At 39.9% G+C, this 17927-nt stretch carries 17 protein-coding genes; 3 read left to right on the forward strand and 14 right to left on the reverse strand.

Annotated features, from left to right (window positions below):
• Nucleotide 1: 1 nt before the first annotated feature.
• From ACPLVF_RS01075 to eutM, 3 genes are read right to left on the reverse strand one after another with little or no spacing between them, the layout of a single operon-like run.
• Nucleotides 2-1684, reverse strand: a complete 1683-nt coding sequence (locus tag ACPLVF_RS01075; RefSeq protein ID WP_424905970.1) for a propanediol/glycerol family dehydratase large subunit — start codon at nucleotides 1682-1684, stop codon at nucleotides 2-4.
• A gap of 30 nt (nucleotides 1685-1714) precedes the next feature.
• Entirely contained in the window at nucleotides 1715-2494 is a 780-nt protein-coding gene (gene pduB / locus ACPLVF_RS01080; protein ID WP_424905971.1) for a propanediol utilization microcompartment protein PduB, read from the reverse strand.
• A gap of 32 nt (nucleotides 2495-2526) precedes the next feature.
• On the reverse strand, nucleotides 2527-2805 hold the full coding sequence (eutM, locus tag ACPLVF_RS01085) for an ethanolamine utilization microcompartment protein EutM (protein WP_073258493.1): 279 nt from the start codon (nucleotides 2803-2805) through the stop codon (nucleotides 2527-2529).
• 364 nt (nucleotides 2806-3169) lie between these two features.
• Between eutM and ACPLVF_RS01090 the strand changes: the two genes are divergently transcribed.
• Nucleotides 3170-4276, forward strand: a complete 1107-nt coding sequence (locus ACPLVF_RS01090; RefSeq protein WP_424905972.1) for a glycerol dehydrogenase — start codon at nucleotides 3170-3172, stop codon at nucleotides 4274-4276.
• 25 nt (nucleotides 4277-4301) lie between these two features.
• On the opposite strand, the gene ACPLVF_RS01095 is transcribed toward ACPLVF_RS01090, so the two are convergent.
• The 6 genes from ACPLVF_RS01095 to ACPLVF_RS01120 all read right to left on the reverse strand — a co-directional run bounded on the left by ACPLVF_RS01095 (nucleotide 4302) and on the right by ACPLVF_RS01120 (nucleotide 10608).
• Entirely contained in the window at nucleotides 4302-5891 is a 1590-nt protein-coding gene (locus ACPLVF_RS01095) for a response regulator (RefSeq protein ID WP_424905973.1), read from the reverse strand.
• A gap of 8 nt (nucleotides 5892-5899) precedes the next feature.
• Nucleotides 5900-7117 carry a sensor histidine kinase gene (locus tag ACPLVF_RS01100; protein ID WP_424905974.1) on the reverse strand — a complete coding sequence of 406 codons (1218 nt, stop codon included), beginning with the start codon at nucleotides 7115-7117 and terminating at the stop codon, nucleotides 5900-5902.
• Nucleotides 7118-7221: 104 nt separating this feature from the next.
• Nucleotides 7222-7851 carry a sporulation membrane protein YtaF gene (ytaF, locus tag ACPLVF_RS01105; protein ID WP_424905975.1) on the reverse strand — a complete coding sequence of 210 codons (630 nt, stop codon included), beginning with the start codon at nucleotides 7849-7851 and terminating at the stop codon, nucleotides 7222-7224.
• Complete coding sequence (locus ACPLVF_RS01110) at nucleotides 7844-8647, reverse strand: ABC transporter ATP-binding protein (protein WP_424905976.1); 804 nt, start codon at nucleotides 8645-8647, stop codon at nucleotides 7844-7846. Before ACPLVF_RS01110 ends, ytaF begins: the two co-directional genes overlap by 8 nt.
• A gap of 16 nt (nucleotides 8648-8663) precedes the next feature.
• Complete coding sequence (locus ACPLVF_RS01115) at nucleotides 8664-9464, reverse strand: ABC transporter permease (protein ID WP_424905977.1); 801 nt, start codon at nucleotides 9462-9464, stop codon at nucleotides 8664-8666.
• 58 nt (nucleotides 9465-9522) lie between these two features.
• Nucleotides 9523-10608, reverse strand: coding sequence for an ABC transporter substrate-binding protein (locus ACPLVF_RS01120; RefSeq protein ID WP_424905978.1), 1086 nt, complete (start codon nucleotides 10606-10608; stop codon nucleotides 9523-9525).
• A gap of 186 nt (nucleotides 10609-10794) precedes the next feature.
• On the opposite strand from ACPLVF_RS01120, the gene ACPLVF_RS01125 reads away from it, so the two are divergent.
• The gene (locus ACPLVF_RS01125) at nucleotides 10795-11898 is read left to right on the forward strand and encodes a sodium ion-translocating decarboxylase subunit beta (protein ID WP_424905979.1); all 1104 of its coding nucleotides are present in this window, start codon (nucleotides 10795-10797) and stop codon (nucleotides 11896-11898) included.
• 21 nt (nucleotides 11899-11919) lie between these two features.
• A complete protein-coding gene (locus tag ACPLVF_RS01130) occupies nucleotides 11920-12066 on the forward strand; it encodes a hypothetical protein (RefSeq protein ID WP_424905980.1) in 147 nt (48 codons plus the stop codon).
• Nucleotides 12067-12109: 43 nt separating this feature from the next.
• Here ACPLVF_RS01130 and grdD read toward each other — a convergent pair whose 3' ends face one another.
• Genes grdD through ACPLVF_RS01155 form a run of 5 tightly spaced genes read right to left on the reverse strand, consistent with a single transcriptional unit; the run spans nucleotide 12110 to nucleotide 17918 of the window.
• Nucleotides 12110-13264, reverse strand: coding sequence for a glycine/sarcosine/betaine reductase complex component C subunit alpha (gene grdD / locus ACPLVF_RS01135; RefSeq protein ID WP_424905981.1), 1155 nt, complete (start codon nucleotides 13262-13264; stop codon nucleotides 12110-12112).
• A complete protein-coding gene (gene grdC / locus ACPLVF_RS01140; protein WP_424905982.1) occupies nucleotides 13254-14795 on the reverse strand; it encodes a glycine/sarcosine/betaine reductase complex component C subunit beta in 1542 nt (513 codons plus the stop codon). The genes grdD and grdC overlap by 11 nt, the downstream gene beginning before the upstream one ends.
• Before the next feature lie 11 nt (nucleotides 14796-14806).
• On the reverse strand, nucleotides 14807-16114 hold the full coding sequence (gene grdB / locus ACPLVF_RS01145; RefSeq protein WP_424905983.1) for a glycine reductase complex selenoprotein B: 1308 nt from the start codon (nucleotides 16112-16114) through the stop codon (nucleotides 14807-14809).
• 15 nt (nucleotides 16115-16129) lie between these two features.
• The gene (gene grdA, locus ACPLVF_RS01150) at nucleotides 16130-16600 is read right to left on the reverse strand and encodes a glycine/sarcosine/betaine reductase complex selenoprotein A (RefSeq protein WP_424905984.1); all 471 of its coding nucleotides are present in this window, start codon (nucleotides 16598-16600) and stop codon (nucleotides 16130-16132) included.
• A gap of 31 nt (nucleotides 16601-16631) precedes the next feature.
• Entirely contained in the window at nucleotides 16632-17918 is a 1287-nt protein-coding gene (locus ACPLVF_RS01155) for a glycine/sarcosine/betaine reductase component B subunit (RefSeq protein WP_424905985.1), read from the reverse strand.
• Nucleotides 17919-17927: the final 9 nt, after the last annotated feature.

Raw genomic sequence — 17927 nt, forward strand, 5'->3', positions numbered from 1 at the left:
CTTACGCCCTCCCTTCCTTTTTATCGAAATCCTCGGGTTTTAAAGCTTGCGGAATATTTTTGATTTCGTTCCATCTCTCAGGTGATAACCTGTATCCGGTTCCTGGTCCTCTATAATCATTGGGATTATTTACAGCTGAGTCAATATTGAAATTCTTATCAAGGACAGCAGAGGTATGTAGATAATCTCCAGCGATTCTTTGTTTCAACATATTGAGTATGTTTTCTGCAACATCTTTAAATCCGCTTTCAACAAGTGCTTTAACTATATCAAGCCCTGTAATTCCTCTATTCATTAGCTCTGTAGCAGCTTTAATATCTTCGTTTACATCTCTTAACGGCATATCTTTCGAACCATGTGCATAAGTAGCAGCTTCAACCTCTTCATCCGTAATAGGTGGAAGCCCAAGCTTTTTAAATACAGCCTGTAAAGCTCTTGCAGCCTTGTTTCTTACCGCAATAACCTCTTCCTCCGTTACCGGCCTTAATCCTCCATCTACCATTAAATCCCTTTGCAGAGCAAGGTAATCATCTACATCTTCAATGTCAAAGTTTGATCCAGCAAACATATTGTCGTAGTTTGGCACTGCGCTGTAGCCGGAGAAAATAAGGTCGGTACCAGGCAGCATCAAGAGCAAAGTTCTAGCAGTACGTCTAATATCAGAATGTGAGAAAGTCTGGTCGCTACCAGAAGCGACTTCAAGGTCGAGCATTGTTGTTATTAAGTTTTCTGCTGCTACTATTCTAATACCTGAAGGAACAGCTCCGGGAACTCCTATGCAGCTTATAGAACCATTCTGTAAACCTTGTACACCTGCTCCTCTTGTTATCATGATACATTTTGCTTCAAGGTAAAGCATGGATTTTCCTTCAGCATAGCCCATCTGAACTTCAGAACCTGTGCCTGAGGTAAACCTCATTTTTAAACCACGAGAAGCATAAGCTGATGCAAGAAATGCTTTAGACCAAGGTGTATCGTCTCCATCTACAAAGACTTGTTCCGTGCCATATACTGAAATGGTTTCAGCATATGATGTAAATCCTCTCATACCAATAGTCAGCTCAAAAGCTTCTTCAAGGGCGCACTGAGTTAAAACTCCCCCCCTGCCGGTTTGAGAACCTATGAGCAATGCTAAAGCGTTAAAGGGAGCATACCTCGTTATACCAACAGTGGTTTCTTCCTCATCAAAACCTCTTAAAGCACCTTCTGCAGCATCTGCTGCTATTAGCACAGGGTTATCCCTTAAATTTGTTACATGGCACTGATTGCCCGGTCTTTTTCTTGCGCGCATTTTTTGAATAGCCATCATGATTTCAACTACGTTTAATTGTTTCACTACATCTACAATCTTTGCAGGAGTCAATCCACTTGCTATTTTTATAACTTCCTCCCTCGGGACATTTATATCAACCAGCATTTTTGCTATCTCTAAACTGTCCATTTTCATTGCTTTTTCAGCCATTTCTACATCTATAGCGTAATCCGCAATAAACTGCTCTATCATATCAAAGTCTTCTCTTTTTTTGCCATCCATTTCAACGATCTTTCCGTTTTCTATCTTTATACTGGGCTTTGGATCGTTGGGGCTATCCACCGCTATTAATCCTACTTCCGGCCATTCAGCTACAAATCCATCTTTATTAACAGACCTTTCGGCTAACACTTGAAAGCGTTTGGATTTCAAGCTAAAGCCCTCCTTCCCTTTACAGTAAAATTAAATGTACGGCACTCCTAAGGATTTTGGTTCTTCTCCTAAGGTAGCAAGTAATTTTTTGCCTATTTCTCTTGCAGCTATCAATGCTTGCCTTACCGCGCCAGAATCACCAGAAATAAATAGAATGGCTTCATTTGTAAAGCTTGTCCCTTTTGCAGGGCTTGCATAACCTACTATATCTACTTCTGCTGCTTTTACTGCAGTATCGCAGCAGACAACACCGATTGCTGCTGGAGCACCTACTATTAAGCCAAATGCTTTTCCAAAGGGAGCTCCAAAAGCTTTTTCAATAGCATAGCTTGCCCTTGCGGTATACTGAAATTCAAGATGACCCGCATCGTTTGCATAAACATCGCCAAACGTCCTTGGAAGTTCCCTTAATGCCACCTCAATTGCCCTTCTTGCATCGGATACTTCCTCTGCGCCGAATATAATTAAACAACCATGACCTGCCCCACCCTTGGTATCCCTTGCAAGTTCTACAGAAATAATTTCGGTATTAGTAGCTTTTACTGCCTCATCTGCTGCCATTATTTGAGGGCCTGCCCCAGTTCTACCGCCTAAAATACCAATTGAACGAAATCTTTTATCAAGACCCATTTTTTCTTGAAGTTCAGAATCGATATTTGCTATAACAAGCCCTATGGTATCACCAATAGAAGTACCTACAAATTCCGTAACGCCAGGATTTGTGAGAGCCGGTCCAGCTGGTTTTTTATCTTCTTTACCTACTTTATCAAGTACCTCCTGCACCACTTTTTTAATCATCAATTCATCCACCTTATTTCACCTCCTGAAAAATTTTCATTAATTTATTCAGCTTTTGGAAGAATTTTCTCAACATCGCTGTGAGGACGCGGAATTACATGAACTGAAACAACTTCTCCAACTTTCCTCGCTGCCGCAGCACCAGCATCAGTAGCAGCCTTTGTAGCACCTACATCTCCGCGTACCATTACCGTTACAAGTCCTGACCCTATCTTTTCATAACCGATAAGTTTTACATTTGCAGCCTTCACCATAGCATCCGCTGCCTCGATAGCAGGAATTAAACCTTTTGTTTCCACCATACCTAATGCTTCACCATTCATTTATAAGCACCTCCAAAAAATTTTTTATTTTATTTGTTAAACTAAACTTTTCAACAATTTTTTTATTAGTCCTCTATATATAATTGACTTATAATGCTGTATTTTTTTTATAAAAAGAAATACCTGCTTTTATATAGAGCAGGTATAGTAGAACTTTTTTTGCCTTATTATAGAATTAATTTGACTTTTTAAAGAATATTTTTGAAATTTTTTGTTTATAATAATAAAAACCGTTAAGCCTACATGATTAGAGATATAAAAAGTTCAAAGTTTTCCACATGATAATGTCAATTTTTTATAGAGGATTTATATATTTTATAGAAAATATTAGAATTCATAAAATCAAAAATGGAGGGATTAAATAATGAGCATAAAAATTCTAATTTCACCATCGCGTTATGTTCAGGGGCCCGGAGCATTAAAATTTCTGGGCGAACAGATAAAGCATTTAGGACAAAAAGCCTTCGTAATTGGTGGGAAAACCGCAATATCTCAAACTCAAGATATCATAAAGAAAAGCTTGGAAGAACAGAACATTTCTTTTAAATTTGAGACATTCAGGGGAGAATGCTGTGACAGTGAGATAAATCGATTAAAGGAGATAGCTGTATCCGAAAAGTGCGATGTTGTTGTCTCCGTTGGCGGTGGAAAGGTAATTGACACAGGTAAAGCACTTTCCGCAATTCTGAAGCTGCCAATAGTTATAGCTCCTACTATTGCTGCTACCGATGCACCCTGCAGCGCTCTTTCTGTAATTTACACAGAAGATGGAGTATTTGACAGATATTTCATACTCCCGAAGAATCCCGACCTGGTGTTATTGGACACTGAAATTATCGCAAAAGCACCCGCAAGATTTCTTGTATCCGGAATGGGCGACGCCCTTGCTACCTGGTTTGAAGCAAATTCTTGTTACCAGTCAGCTTCGAAAAACATCCCCGGCGGATATTCAACGGTAACAGCTCTAAAGCTGGCAAGGCTTTGCTATGAACTGCTTATAGAATACGGTGAACAGGCAAAAATTGCTGTAGAAAAGGGTGTAGTGACCCCTGCAGTTGAAAAAATAATTGAAGCAAACACATTATTGAGCGGCATTGGTTTTGAAAGCTCAGGGCTCGCTGCTGCACATGCAGTTCACGATGGTTTTACTATATTAGAGGAAACTCATAAAATGTATCACGGAGAAAAGGTAGCATTTGGCACCCTTGTCCATTTGGTTTTAGAAGACCATCCGTGGGCAGAAATAAAAGAGGTTTTGGATTTCTGCGTTAAAGTAGGTCTGCCAATCACATTAAAGCAAATAGGTATAGAAAATCCAGACCCTGAGAAAATTATGCAGGTGGCTAAAAAGACCTGTGAGCCCGGTATGATGATACATAACATGCCCTTCCCAGTGACACCTGAAATGGTATATAATGCTATATTTGCAGCAGATGCCATTGGAACAAAATATCTAAATAAAGAATTATAAATTTTTAAGCCCAGCAAGTGCTGGGCTATTCGTTTTCAATTATGCCGATATTTTTCCTATATTCCGTAGGAGTAATCCCAACTACCTTTTTAAAAACCTTACTAAAATAATTAGGGTCCTGATAACCTACTTTTTTTGCAACATCTGCTACAGAAAAAGAGGGATTGGAAAGATATTTTCTCGCCGATTCTATCCTTACCCTTGTAAGATATTCAGCATAAGTGCATCCCACTTCTTTTTTAAATAAACGGCTAAAATATTCTGTATTTACAAATATCATCTTTGTAATATCCTTCAATTTTAAATCTTTATCATAGTTTTCATTTATATATTTTACTACTTGGTTAACTATACTATTATTCTCCTTAAATTTGATATTAAAAGAAAAAATATCGTTTAAAAAGTTTTTTCCACATAAGGTTAATGCAGATAATGATTGAGCTTTGGACAATTTCTTCAAATAGCTAAAATATAGGTGTGAATTTTTATTATCTATCCATCCCAACTGCCTTACAGTCCTCCAAATTAATAACATAATCTCGGCAAGTCTTGTCTGGCAATAAAGTATAGACCCTTTACTTTTAATCATTAGATCACTTATAATTTCTTCAAAAACTTTTACTGCTTCATGATGATTGGCCAACGTTATATAATCTAACAGTTTATCCTCCTTCTCGCTATCGACTTCTTCACAATTTTTAAGAAGTTCTTCCATTTCTTCATTTGTTATAATTTTCCCGCCCAAGAAAAATCTTCCCAATTGAGCATTAGATTTTGCTTCCTCAAAAATCTTTTTATTAACAAAACCTTCATTGTTTTCAGCTATACTTATTGTCACTAAAATTTCCGTTTTCTCATCAATACTTCTTTGAATTAATGAAGCTAACTCTAAAGGATTAGTTTTTTTATTATTTATCCCGATAATTATTGATTCGCCTAAATTCAGTAAAAAGACTTCATCATTGCCCTTTATTAAATCCTCCAGAATCTTTAAGATCTCATATCTTTCATACTCTGCCATAGGTTGAGATTCATCTAAATTAGGTTCGATAACCAAAATAGAATTTGGAAGCGAGGATATATCTAACAGTTGAGCCTGCATTTTTAAAATATTTATCTCTTCTTCAGTTTTTACTTCTCCCATAATTAAGCTTGCAAGGATACCTGCTTTTATCATTTTTTCAGCCTTTTTAATTGTTTTTTTCAACTCTTCTTCCCTTTTGATACTGCTCTTTTCTTTTTCAAATAAAGTTATTAACTTTTTTAATACAGCAACAAACTCTTCAGGCCTTATGGGCTTTAATAAATAATCTACACTTCCTATTTTCAAAGCTTCCTTTACAAATCCAAACTCATCGTAAGCTGTTATTATTATTATTTTAGTATTTGGGAGTAAGTTTTTTATTTCTTCTGAAGCTTTTAACCCGTCTTTCCCTGGCATTTTAATATCCATTAATACAACATCAGGTTTTAATCTTTCGGCCTTTTCAACAGCATCAAATCCGTTTTTAGCTTCGCCAACTGTTTTGAAAGGCAGCCCGGACCTTTCTATAATCAACGAAAGTACTTCCCTTTCTAAAGGTTCATCATCGCAAATTAAAACCTTATACTCCATAATTCCTTTCACCTTTCAACTTTTTTGGGAATTTTTACCGTTACTTTTGTTCCTTCACCTAATTTGCTTTCAATATTAAGTCCGTACATTTGGCCAAAATACCTTTTTATCCTTAAATCCACATTGTAAATTCCAAGACCAGTTGTATGCCCATCAATGGCTTCTTTTGATTGCTTTAAAATTTTTATCATTTTTTCTTCAATCCCTATGCCGTCATCGATTATTTCAATATAAATATCAGAATTTTTTTCGTAAGCATTAATTTTTACCTCCCCACCTTCTTTTTTCTTTTCCAAGCCGTGAACTATAGCATTTTCTACAAGGGGCTGAAGGCTCATAACAGGTATTAGGTATTTTTCCAGCTCTTCCGGTACATCGATGCTTGCTTTTATATGGTCTTTATACCTGATTTGCTGAATATAAAGATAATATTTAATACAGGAAATTTCCTCCTTTAATGTTACTAACTGATTTAAATTTCTCAAAGAATAATGCAAAAGGTTAGCCAAAGAATATATGATTTCAGCAGTTTTGTTCGCATTTTCTAAATATGCAAGCCTTGCCGCAGTATTCAAAGTATTAAACAAAAAGTGGGGATTTACCTGTGACTGGAGCGCCTTTAATTCTAATGATTTGATAGCATTTTCGTATTCGGAACGTCTTTTTGTTTCTTCTAAAAGCCTTTCCTGAAATAACCTATTTATACCAAGTTCAATAATGTAATTTGAAATTATATGCAACATTTCTCCCGCAGTGTATATATATTTTTCTGGTACAATTTCTATTTCAAGAAAACTTTTTAAGTACAAATCGGGATCTATTCCAAAATTAATAGCTCTTTTTCTTGCTCTTTCAATTTTTTCTTCATCGGGAGGTTTCAAAAAAACCTGGCCGCACAATATATAACCCAAGCATTGACCTTCAACAACCAAAGGAGCCGCTAAATCCACGAGTTCACAATGACAAACCGATGTTGCAGGTCCACCCTTTTGCAATGATAATTTGCCAAGTTTTGCATCGGATAAATAGCAATACTTTCTTCCTTTTTCTGTACTTCTAACTAAATTACAGTGATTTGTAAATTTACTCGGCGCAGTAATATTTACTCCATCTTTATCCGCAATAATCGCTGCAAGGCCAGTAGCTTCTGAAAATTTTTTTAATATTTCTTCAAGCTTATCTTTATTAATAACATCCTTTAGTTTATATTTTGGCAAAATCTTCACCTCTTTAATTTTTTTCTAAATATTATTAAATATTAGTTGCTATTAGTTTTTTATTCTATAACTATTATTTCAAATCCTTCTTTGTAAGAATTATTTTTTAATATTTAACACATTCTAACCATTTTAATAATACTAATTAACATAAAAATCATGCCTGCAAAAAAGTCAGCCTTTTTTTCGTCTAATTTTTTGTTACTTTTTTTACCTAATAAATGACCAAAGTAAAGGAATAAAAACTCAAAAACCGCAATTAAAAAGCTAGTCAAAATAATGGAAAATCCGGATGCCGCAGCTCCTAAACCCGCTGCAACAGCATCAATAGCTAAAGCCATACCCAAAAATACGGATTCTTTTAAGTCTATTTCTCCTGATACATTCATATCCGCCGATTCGGGCTCCTTTAATATTTTTATTATTATTCCCAAAGATTTTATGCTAAAAGTTGCTATCGTATCCTTGTGGCAGTATTTCAAGTTGGCTTTTAATAAATAACTACAAGCAATTACAAAAAAAATAAAGCTGCCCAATGTTTCTGCAAAACTTTCCGACAAAAATGACCGCAAAACGCTACCCATTACCATAGCAATAAAAAATACCGTTCCTGAAAAAAGTGCTATAACAGTTTGTGAAAACACGGGAATTTTTATGTTTCGCATGCCGTAAATTATTCCAAAACTTAAGCTGTCAATGCTCACAGCTACTGCAAGCAGCATAATAAAAGTAAATTCAAACATTCTTATGCACCCCTCTATTCTTCTCTGCTTTTTTTACCTCTTCTTCTAAAAGTTCCCATATATTCCTGTAAAGCTCATTATAACGCGAAGATGTCCTGAGTTTTAGAATTTCCCTCGGCCTTTCTATATCCACTTTTAACACTGCTTTTATTCTTCCGGGGTGAGCAGTCATCACTACTATCCTGTCCCCTAAAAAAAGGGCTTCGTCTATGCTGTGGGTTATAAAAATCGTGGTTTTTTCGCTTCCCTCCCAGATCTTTAAAAGCTCCTGCTGAAGAATAAGGCGGTTTTGCTCATCAAGGGCGCCAAAGGGCTCATCCATTAAAAGTATCTCCGGGTCGCTGACAAACGCCCTTGCTACATTCACCCTCTGCTTCATGCCGCCAGAAATCTGATGCGGATAATATTTGGCAAATTTGGTTAAACCCATTTTATCAAGAAATTCCATAGCTTTTTGACGCCTTTCCTTAGGTTCAACCCCTTTTAATTTCAATCCGTACTCCACATTTTCCAAAACGCTCATCCAGGGAAAAAGGGATTCTCCCTGAAAAACCATAGATGTAATAAGCCCGGTGCGTCTTTTTGACTTAATGTATATCTTTCCCTCCGTTTGTTTCTCAAGTCCAGCGAGAATCCTAAGAAGGGTGGTCTTGCCACAGCCTGAAGGTCCTAGCAGACATAAAAACTCACCATCCAGTACGGAAAGATTTATATCTTCAAGGGCTACCAATGTCGTATTTTTGTTTTTGAAAGTTTTTTTTAGACCTTCAATTTTGATGATCTCTTCTGGAAGCATTTTAATCTTCCTTCCTTTAACGGTTTTTCCACGGTATTGCTATCTTTTCCAAAAATTCCAATGCATATGAAAATACATAACCCAAAAAAGCAAGCACCAGTAATGCGCAGAACATCCTCTCTATGTCAAACATGTCGTACGCACGCCAGATCATCCACCCCACACCCGCCTTTGCTGCTGAAAGCTCTGCGGCAACTATAAGCAGTAGGGCGGTTCCCATTCCCAATTTGAATCCCGCAAATATCATCGGCAGTGCACCGGGAATAGCCACCGTTTTATAAATTTGCCCAGGCTTTGCCCCAAAGCTTTTTGCCACATCGATATAAATGGGTTCTATATTCATGACGCCCGCCATGGTGTTAATTAGCACTAAGAAAAATACGCCAATCGCTATAGTAAAAATTTTCGAGGCTTCGCCAAGTCCGAAGACTATCAAAATCAAAGGCATTATGGCAAGTTTTGGAATAGGGAATATTACGGAAACAAGCGGCATCAATGCAGCCCTAACCGCCGGAATAAGTCCCATAATTATACCGAGCACTACCGCAGGCAGAGAACCAACCAAAAAACCTAAAAGTATCCTTTTAATGCTAATTAAGGTATGATAAATTATTTCACCGCTCAATATTAAAGGAACAAAGGTTTTAAAAATCCTTGAAGGGCTTGAAAAAAGCCTTACATCTATCAAATGCCGTCTTGCCATAAATTCCCATATTAGTAATAAAATCAACGGTGTCACTACCGCTATTAAATTTTGTTTCTCAAGCATTATTTCATTTTTTAGGTCCTCTGCACCTTTATCCACCATTATGTTCATCGTAAATTACCTCCGCATTTTTGAAATTTGGCCGAAACGCAAGGTTTCGGCCAAATTTTTATTCATATTTTCCGAGCACTGAAAGGGCATAATCTACGAAGCTATTGTCTACGACATCTTCAGCCTTTATATCCCCTGTTAAAAGTCCGTATTTCTTGTACCAGTCGATATCTGCTTGAATTCCTTTCATCCTCACATAACCGTTGGGGTTTAAACCAACGGGGTACATCTTATTGTAAAGTTCTTTGTCCTTTACTGTAGAGTATTCAGCAAGTATAGAGATTATCTCATCTTTCCCTTTATCCTTGAAGAAAGCGTCGTTGTAGTCCCTTAAGGATTTTATATACGCAAGCATGAACCTCTTTGCCACTTCCGGTTTTTCCATCATGCTTTTACCGTAAACAAGGAGGGCAATTTGAGCATCCGGGTCGTATTCCGAAGGATCCTTCCAGGGATCTGCTATTCCCTTTTCAACAGCTGAAGTAACGAAGGGTTCTATTACCATACCTCCATCTATGCTCTTGTTGCTCATTGCAGCAACTATATCCGGAAATGCTCTGATTACTTGAAGGTCCACATCTTTTGTAGTAATTCCTGCCTTATTCAATACCCTATCAAGGCATATTTCATCCAAAGAGGCTGTGCCTACAACTGCAAGCTTTCTTCCTTTTAAGTCACTAAAATCTTTTATTTCATTCACAAGGTCCTTCCTTATAATAAGCCTGTAATAGCCCTTGCTGGGTACATTTATGCCCTTATCTGCAACTATTTTTATAGGTATTCCCCTCAGCATCGCATTAAAAAGCCCTGAAGAAGTGACTGTGCATCCAACATCCAACTGTCCCGCCCCAAGGGCGTTGATCATTTCCTGCCCCGTATTGAACTGAACCGGTTCAATTTCTATGCCGAGCTCTTTATAATATCCCTTTGCCAAACCTATTAGAACACCCGCGTCGGAAACCACCTGCTTCATACCCACCGTAACCTTAACCGCCGGAGATAAGGGAGTGACCCCCGGGAAATTTTTGTTTTTATTTTCACCGGCAGTTGTGCTGCTTGAAGTTGAAGAAGTGGTTTTACCGCACCCCCCAACCAAAACTAACACCAAAACGAAAACCAGCAAAAGCACTAAACACTTTTTCATTTTTCTATCCTCCCCTTTAACTTCAAAAAGGTTTTGCCATATAACTATAATATTTATTGGGACATGCAGTGGTTACAAAGTTATTATGTATATAAAAAAAAGTTATTTGCTTAAATAAAACTAAAATAGTATTATGTATATTGAATTTTGATTCCATTAATACTATTTTGACTGGAGGTCTTAGCTTTGGAGGATTTACTATTAGGGCTAAAGAGCCTTTCTGTTCAAAACATAATAATGTTCATCATCGGTGGAATCCTTATTTACCTTGCTATTGAAAAAGAATACGAACCCATGCTCCTTTTGCCCATAGGATTCGGCGCTATTTTAGCAAACATACCCCTTTCCTCTGCAGTAGGGCAAGACGGTTTTTTAACACTTCTTTTTAAAGCAGGTATTTTAACGGAATTATTTCCCATCCTTATTTTCATAGCCGTAGGAGCCATGATAGATTTCAAACCCCTTTTAAAACAACCTTTTATGCTGTTTTTCGGCGCTGCTGCACAGTTTGGAATCTTTTTCACAATGTCCATGGCGGCATTATTGGGATTTAGCTTAAAAGAATCCGCATCCATAGGGATAATCGGTGCTGCCGATGGCCCTACATCCATATACGTAGCCACCAAGTTCGCAAGGCACCTTTTAGCACCGATTTCTGTAGCCGCATACTCCTATATGGCTTTAGTCCCTATAATTCAGCCGCCGGTAATAAAGCTTTTGACAACACCTGCTGAGCGAAAAATAAGAATGAAACCAAATTTTGACGTACCCATATCAAGGACGGTAGAAATTTTATTTCCCATAACGGTGACAATAATTGCCGGTATTATAGCTCCAATTAGCGTTGCTTTGGTGGGTTCTTTAATGTTTGGAAATCTTATTAGGGTTTCGGGGGTTTTGGACAGGCTCACCAAAGCAGCCCAAAACGAGCTTGCAAACCTCGTAACATTATTACTGGGAATAACCATAGGCTCCACAATGTCCGCTGAACAATTTTTAAACCCAAAAACCCTGTTAATTATAGCAATGGGATTGGTTGCATTTATCTTTGACACTGCAGGTGGAGTAATTTTTGCAAAGATTTTAAACCTATTTTTAAAGGAAAAAGTAAACCCCATGATAGGTGCTGCGGGAATTTCCGCCTTTCCTATGTCCGCAAGGGTAATACAGAAAATAGCTCAAAAGGAAGACCCTTCAAACTTCATATTGATGCAGGCTGTAGGAGCCAATGTGGCAGGACAAATAGGTTCCATCATTGCTGGAAGCCTTGTGCTCTTGCTTGTAAAGTAAAGGTTTAATTGGGAGGAATAAATGATGGAGGTTTTCTATGAAACTTTGCAAATAATGGGAATCAGCATGCTTGGAATTTTTTCCTCAATAACCCTTTTTTACGTTTTAATAAAAATCTTGATAAAGGTTTTCCCGCAAAAACAAGATGAAGAATATAAACCGGAATGAAAAACAGGCCAAAAAAAATCCGGGGAAAAATCCCCGGATTTTTTTATCCTATATAACCTGCACCCTTTAATACCATTATAGCCTTTTCTAAATCTTCTTCTGCAACAAGTATCACCGGCCCTGTGCATCCCATCCCGCTTTCGGCATAAATTCCCTTTTTCCAAAGGGTTAATACCGCATTTTCTATTTCAAGAACATCAATTCCTGAAATTTCTTCGGTTACTCCTTTTTTAGGCGGTGGAGCAACCTCTTTTTCCGCTTCCTTTTCCTCCTTTTTCCCTCTTATTTCCTCTAAGATCTCTTCAAGCCCCGCTTTCTTTGCTTTTTCAAATTCTTCTTTGGCTATCCTTTTGATGTTCCCTTTTACGAGCTCTGCTGCAAACTGTATTGCTCCCTCCACTACAGGCGCACCTGACGCTCGTGAAAGTATGAGGATAAGCCTTTCGTAATTCTCCCCAATCCCCGGGCCGTAGCCCCAACCGAGGGCTTCATAATCTCCGCCTGTAGTGAAGGCCGAAAAGATTTTTATTAAGAGATTCCCCGTAAGCGTATCGGTCACCATAACATCGCAGGAACCCGATAAAAGGTCGTTCCCGCGCATAATAGTGCCGCCATCCGAACGAATGGAAGAAGCAAAATTAATATCATAACCTTTTTCCGACAGTCTTTTTAAAGCCCTTTCCACTTGCCTTGCCCCGTCCACATTCAAAATTCCAATGCTCGGATTTTCTATCCCGAGGGCTTTTGCCGTAATTATACCGTAAACAGCGTTTTTAACCATCGCCTCTACCCTGTTAGGGGAAGAAGTCCCCGTGGTTGTAGCAATAAGCATGGATTTTCCCCTTGCCGGTGTTATCACCCTGCCTACTGTTGATACACCAATAGGAAAATTGTAGTGCATGGTTACTGCTGCATCTATTTTATCGCTGTCAAGAAGACCTTCCATTACCCTATGGGCCTCTTCCAAACTTTCAGCCCTTTCAAAAGAAAGCCCCGCTTTTTTTGCAATATCTTCCGGCCCTATAGCAATTACTTTTATCCCTAAAGCCTTTTCTACCCTTTTGGAAGCAGTTGCTATCATCTCGGCAGGATGTTCGCTTCCCAATAAGGTGATTCCTATTACTGCCTCTTTTTTTTCGATTTTATTCTCCAAAGCATCGGCAAGGCTTTTAAAAAAAAGCGCCTTATCAAGTGGCATCGGCCTTCCCCCTCTTTTCTAAGTAATCGGCAAATTCTCTGAAAGCCTCTGCCACATAAGAGGTAAGGTCAATCCTATCTACATCCTTCTTAATGCCCGGGTTTTTCTCCATAATAAAGGAAATGCCGTCAAAGAGGTTGGTCATTCGGGCAAGGAACAGGCTTCCCTTGCCAATTACCATAGCCCTTGTCATCTTGCCTTCCAATATTTTATCCCTTGCATGTCCGATTACTGGAACCCCCGAAGGTATGTGCCCCTGTGTAGGCGCAAAACCAGGCACTCCGTGTTTTTCAATAAAGCTATCCATTTCTTCTCTCTTTATTTCTCCTCTTTTGACACCTATTGCAGCTATCATTTTGTAGTTGGCCTTAGGCACATCTCCCGCCCCAGCCGGTTCCGTTATTTCCGGGTTTTGAAGCTCGGGTGCGAATTTATCCACATCTGTTGCCTTAAGCCCTATCCTGTCGAGGGGGTCGTAAACCACGTACTGCATAACAGCCTGAGGTGATGCTCCTGCGGAAATAGTGTGTTTTCCGATAGAATCCAATCTTATGACAGGGTTTATGCCATCGTTTTCCGAAACAAGAATGGCAAAACCACCCAATACATCCTCCAAAAGGGGCATTCCTTTAGCTACATGGTCTCTTCCATTCATCCCAAGCTTTGCGGTGGCACCCCCTGCCACGACTGCTACCTTTTTGTAAATTCCGCAGCTCACAAGGGCAGCAGCAGCTATAAGTGCATGGGTAGGCCCTGCGCAAAAGCCCCTCATATCCGCGCCGGTTGCATTCAAGCAACCTGCTATTTCTCCGATGGCCTTTGCAAAGTTTCCTCCTCCCCTTTGGTTCATATCGCCGCAGGCTTCTTCCGAACATTCTATGATGTAGTCTATTTCCTCAGGAGCAGTGCCTGTGATTTTTAAAAGGTGCTTTAAAGCAAGAACCGCAGATGCCTTTGTGGATATGTTTTCAATCATAACGTGGGACGACAGGGTTTCATCCCTATCGTGAGCTTTTCTCACACAGCCTACCAATTCTCCATCTGATTTTAATTCTACAGCCCCTTCCTCTATATATTTTTCAATAACCTCCCTGGGCTGACCTGCCTTTAAACGTTTAAGGTCGTTTTCGTTAATAAGGGGATGTTTGGAAAGTTTTTCCCTAATCCTTTCTGCAAATTCCTTTTCCAGTATGACAAGGTCAAAAACATCCGAAATGGCCATAAGGCCGAAAAACTCATCTTCCGGCATTATTTCACCGTAGCGTCCAAATCTTTTTGCATCCGAAAGGAGATTTTCATACCAAGGCCTTTTTATATTCTTCAAATCATCAGGGTAAATATTGCCTATATAGGCTTGATTGGGCGCGTAGGCTACCGCATCCTCATACTTTCTTATATGAGAAAAAGCCCTTTTATAATATTCAGAACGGGGATTTTCCTTTTCTAAAAGCTGGGTGGTGCCAGCCACCATCATTATGTGTGGGACGTGCACCAATATGTAGCTGGCACCAGAAATAACAGCACCGGACATAAAAGCCCTCCTTACTCAAATACAGTCTGTCTTTCTACATCCACGGTCAAGGCGTTCAAAGCTTTCAAAATGAGCTTTCTTCTTAATTCCTTTTCCTGTTCCTTTGTAAGCGCAGGATTACCGAGGGGATGAGGTATTGCAACTGCCGGAACTATCCTGTTTGCCCCAACGGTAAGGGAAATGGGAACAATGGTGCACACGTGAACCGTGGGAAGCCCTGCCCTTTCCAATTCCTTTACCATCGTTGCGCCGCAACGAGTGCAGGTGCCTCAGGTGGACGTAAGTATAACCGCCTGTACTCCGTCAGCCACAAGCTCCTTTGCAATTTCCTGTGCAAACCTTTTTGCATTCGCTACGGATGTTCCGTTTCCTACAGTGGCATAGTAATACCTGTGAAGTTTTCCTATGACACCTTCCTTTTCAAGTTCCCTCATGACATCTACCGGTAATACCCTGTTGGGATCCTGATTGGCATAGGTGGGATCGTATCCGCCGTGAGCAGTCTGGAACTTATCGGGGGTTAAAACATCTACACCTTCTATATCGTATTTTCCAAATTTTGATGCGCTTGAAGCTTCAATTCTGTCGGGATTCCCCTTTGGCACAATGCCTCCAGATGTCACAAGCGCAATTTTTGCAGATTTTAAGTCTTTTATTGCAGGTGCAGGTGTCACCCTGTCAAAGTCAGGCATGGGGTATTCGGTGACAAAGGGCTCTCCCTTAAGTTTTTTTACAAGCATATCAACAGCCCTTTTGGCTCCGTTTTCCTCTACGAAAACATTTTTCCTTATACCCCTCGGGATATACCCTTCCTCTTTGGGTAAACCCACAGGTTCGCCTTTTACCAGCTTTAAAGCAAGCCTTGCCATTTTAGGGACGGCATCCCTCATACCTGCAGCTGAACCTGCTGTTTCAACAATGTAGACATCCTTTTTATAAACCTCCACACCGGGGTTTTCTGCAAACATACCTGTAACCGCAGGTATATTCAGGCTTTCCTTAACCGCTTTACAAACCCTTCCGCAGGCCATGCCGTAGCGCCCTGCATTAAAGGCAGGCCCGGCTATCACAAAATCGGGTTCGTATTTTTTTATCCTTTCTAAAACATCCTTTAAAGCAGTATCGGTATTCTCGTTAAAGTAACTGTCGCCGCAAATGACGGTACCTACTATTTCCGCTTCTCCGGCAAAAGCGGCATTAAAAGCTGTCCCCGGCCCTACAGGCCCTTCCTTATCCATAGGAGGAATATCGGCTTTTTCCTCTCCTCCTATCTGTCCAAAAAACTGATTTATATAATGAACCACTCTAAATTTTTTCATAAAGGGCAACCCCCTTTAAGCTTTATATTTGGAGTACTGCTCCCTGTACTTTTTAACTTCCCTGCAGATTCCCTCCACGTCGAGAACCATCTCCATGATGCCCACATTTTCTTCATAAACGTTCTTGTCCACAGCCTCTTTTACTTCAGGTTCAACTATATGGTAAACCGCAAGTCCCAAAGAAACCCCTGCCAAAGGCCCTGCAAAGGTGGGATCTCCATTGGTAACGGTTTCGGCTGCGATACCAGCAGCTTCGGGTTCCGCTCCTCCCAAAATTACTACTACGTTTTCCGGACCATACTTTTCTGCAAATTCTTTTATTCTTTTTTGGACCTCCAGGTCCATCGCTCCCGCAGCGGTTCAGACAAAGCATTCGGTGGTGGCAAATACCACTTCACCCTTCGTAGTCTTCATGCACGCCTCTATTGCAGGCCCCGGAACTCCGTCCCTGTCGCCAACGATTACAATCTTTTTGCCTTCAAACATATTTGTTCCTCCCTTTCCTACATGGTTTTAATTAATAAGTCACCGCACTTAACTTGGTAAATCCTACTTCTGAAGTAGCACCGGTGATGGCTTGTATCTCAATTTCGATGCTGCCATCATCCCTTAGAGATTTCTGAGAGCCTCCAGCGATTAACGTTGCAGTATCGATAAGCCCTATTATCTTCTTCATCGGCGGAAGCACTATAACTTCGTTGGCATTTCCGCTCGTTACAACCGCATCCGCTTTCGGGTCTGCGTCAGCGAGGGATTGAGATGCTCCATCCCTTCCGGCATATTCATCGGTTATAAGCACCGTTTTTACGCCTTTTTCTTCAATCTTTCTGCAGTTCATAATCAAATCCGTATCGGGGTTTCCGAATCCTTCCTCGGTAATAATTACTCCGTCAAGCCCTAAAAATTCAACCAATTTTGCCGTATAATCCGAAGACCTTTCTTTATCCGCAAGGGTGACGTTTTCATTGGTGATTATTATCCCGATAAAGTTAATATCTTTACCGTGGCGGTTGTAGAGTTCTTCCACAACCGGGTTATTCTGGTGGACGTAAGTAGTATTCTTATCACAGGCAGATACGCAGTTGCCGCTCACAATGGCTCCATCCATCAGTTCCGTCGGATAAATAAGGGTGGGAATTATCTTCTTAGCATCAACACCGTAAACATAGGTGTCATGCAGTAGCCCTTGGCTTTGAAGCTGATAAACATATGCGACTTTGGGCAGATTCGGGTATTCAGCAAGGGCTAAAGGAAGGGGTTTTGTCTCGTAAACCTTAATCTCTTCCGGAGTCTTGTCCTTTACGCATTTTGCCAAGAAAGATGCAGCCTTTAATCCCGCAAGCCTGATGGCTTCTTCATGTTCGTGCTGGGTAAGGCCTTCTACAGGGTTTGCGACAACAACCAAATTTGTCAATTTAGAATAGGGGGTATATTCCGCACCGGGCCCGGTCATGTCGATAATTCCTTCCTGAAAACCTACAATCCTACCGCAGGTAACAACCGCCATACCCTTTAAGACGTGGGTCCTGCCTTCTCCCACTGTCAAAGGCTTCCCTAAAAATCCAGGGAAAACAGTCCCTTTCCCGCTTACCTTTACACGAGGTTCAATTACATCTTTTACCGGTATAATTCTTACCTCTTCCCCGGGGCGGGCAATATCAAGGTGAACGTCTTTAATCCTTTTGTCTTCCATTAAATATTCGACAAGCCCCTTTTCATCTACCGTAAGGGTGCCGTTTTCAAATTCCGTCCTGTCGCCCAAAACCACATCCTTGACGTAAAAATAACCTAATTCCAATTTCATCCTTTCACC

Source organism: Thermovenabulum sp. (assembly GCF_049701175.1).
Taxonomy (GTDB): Bacteria; Bacillota; Thermosediminibacteria; order Thermosediminibacterales; family Thermosediminibacteraceae; genus Thermovenabulum.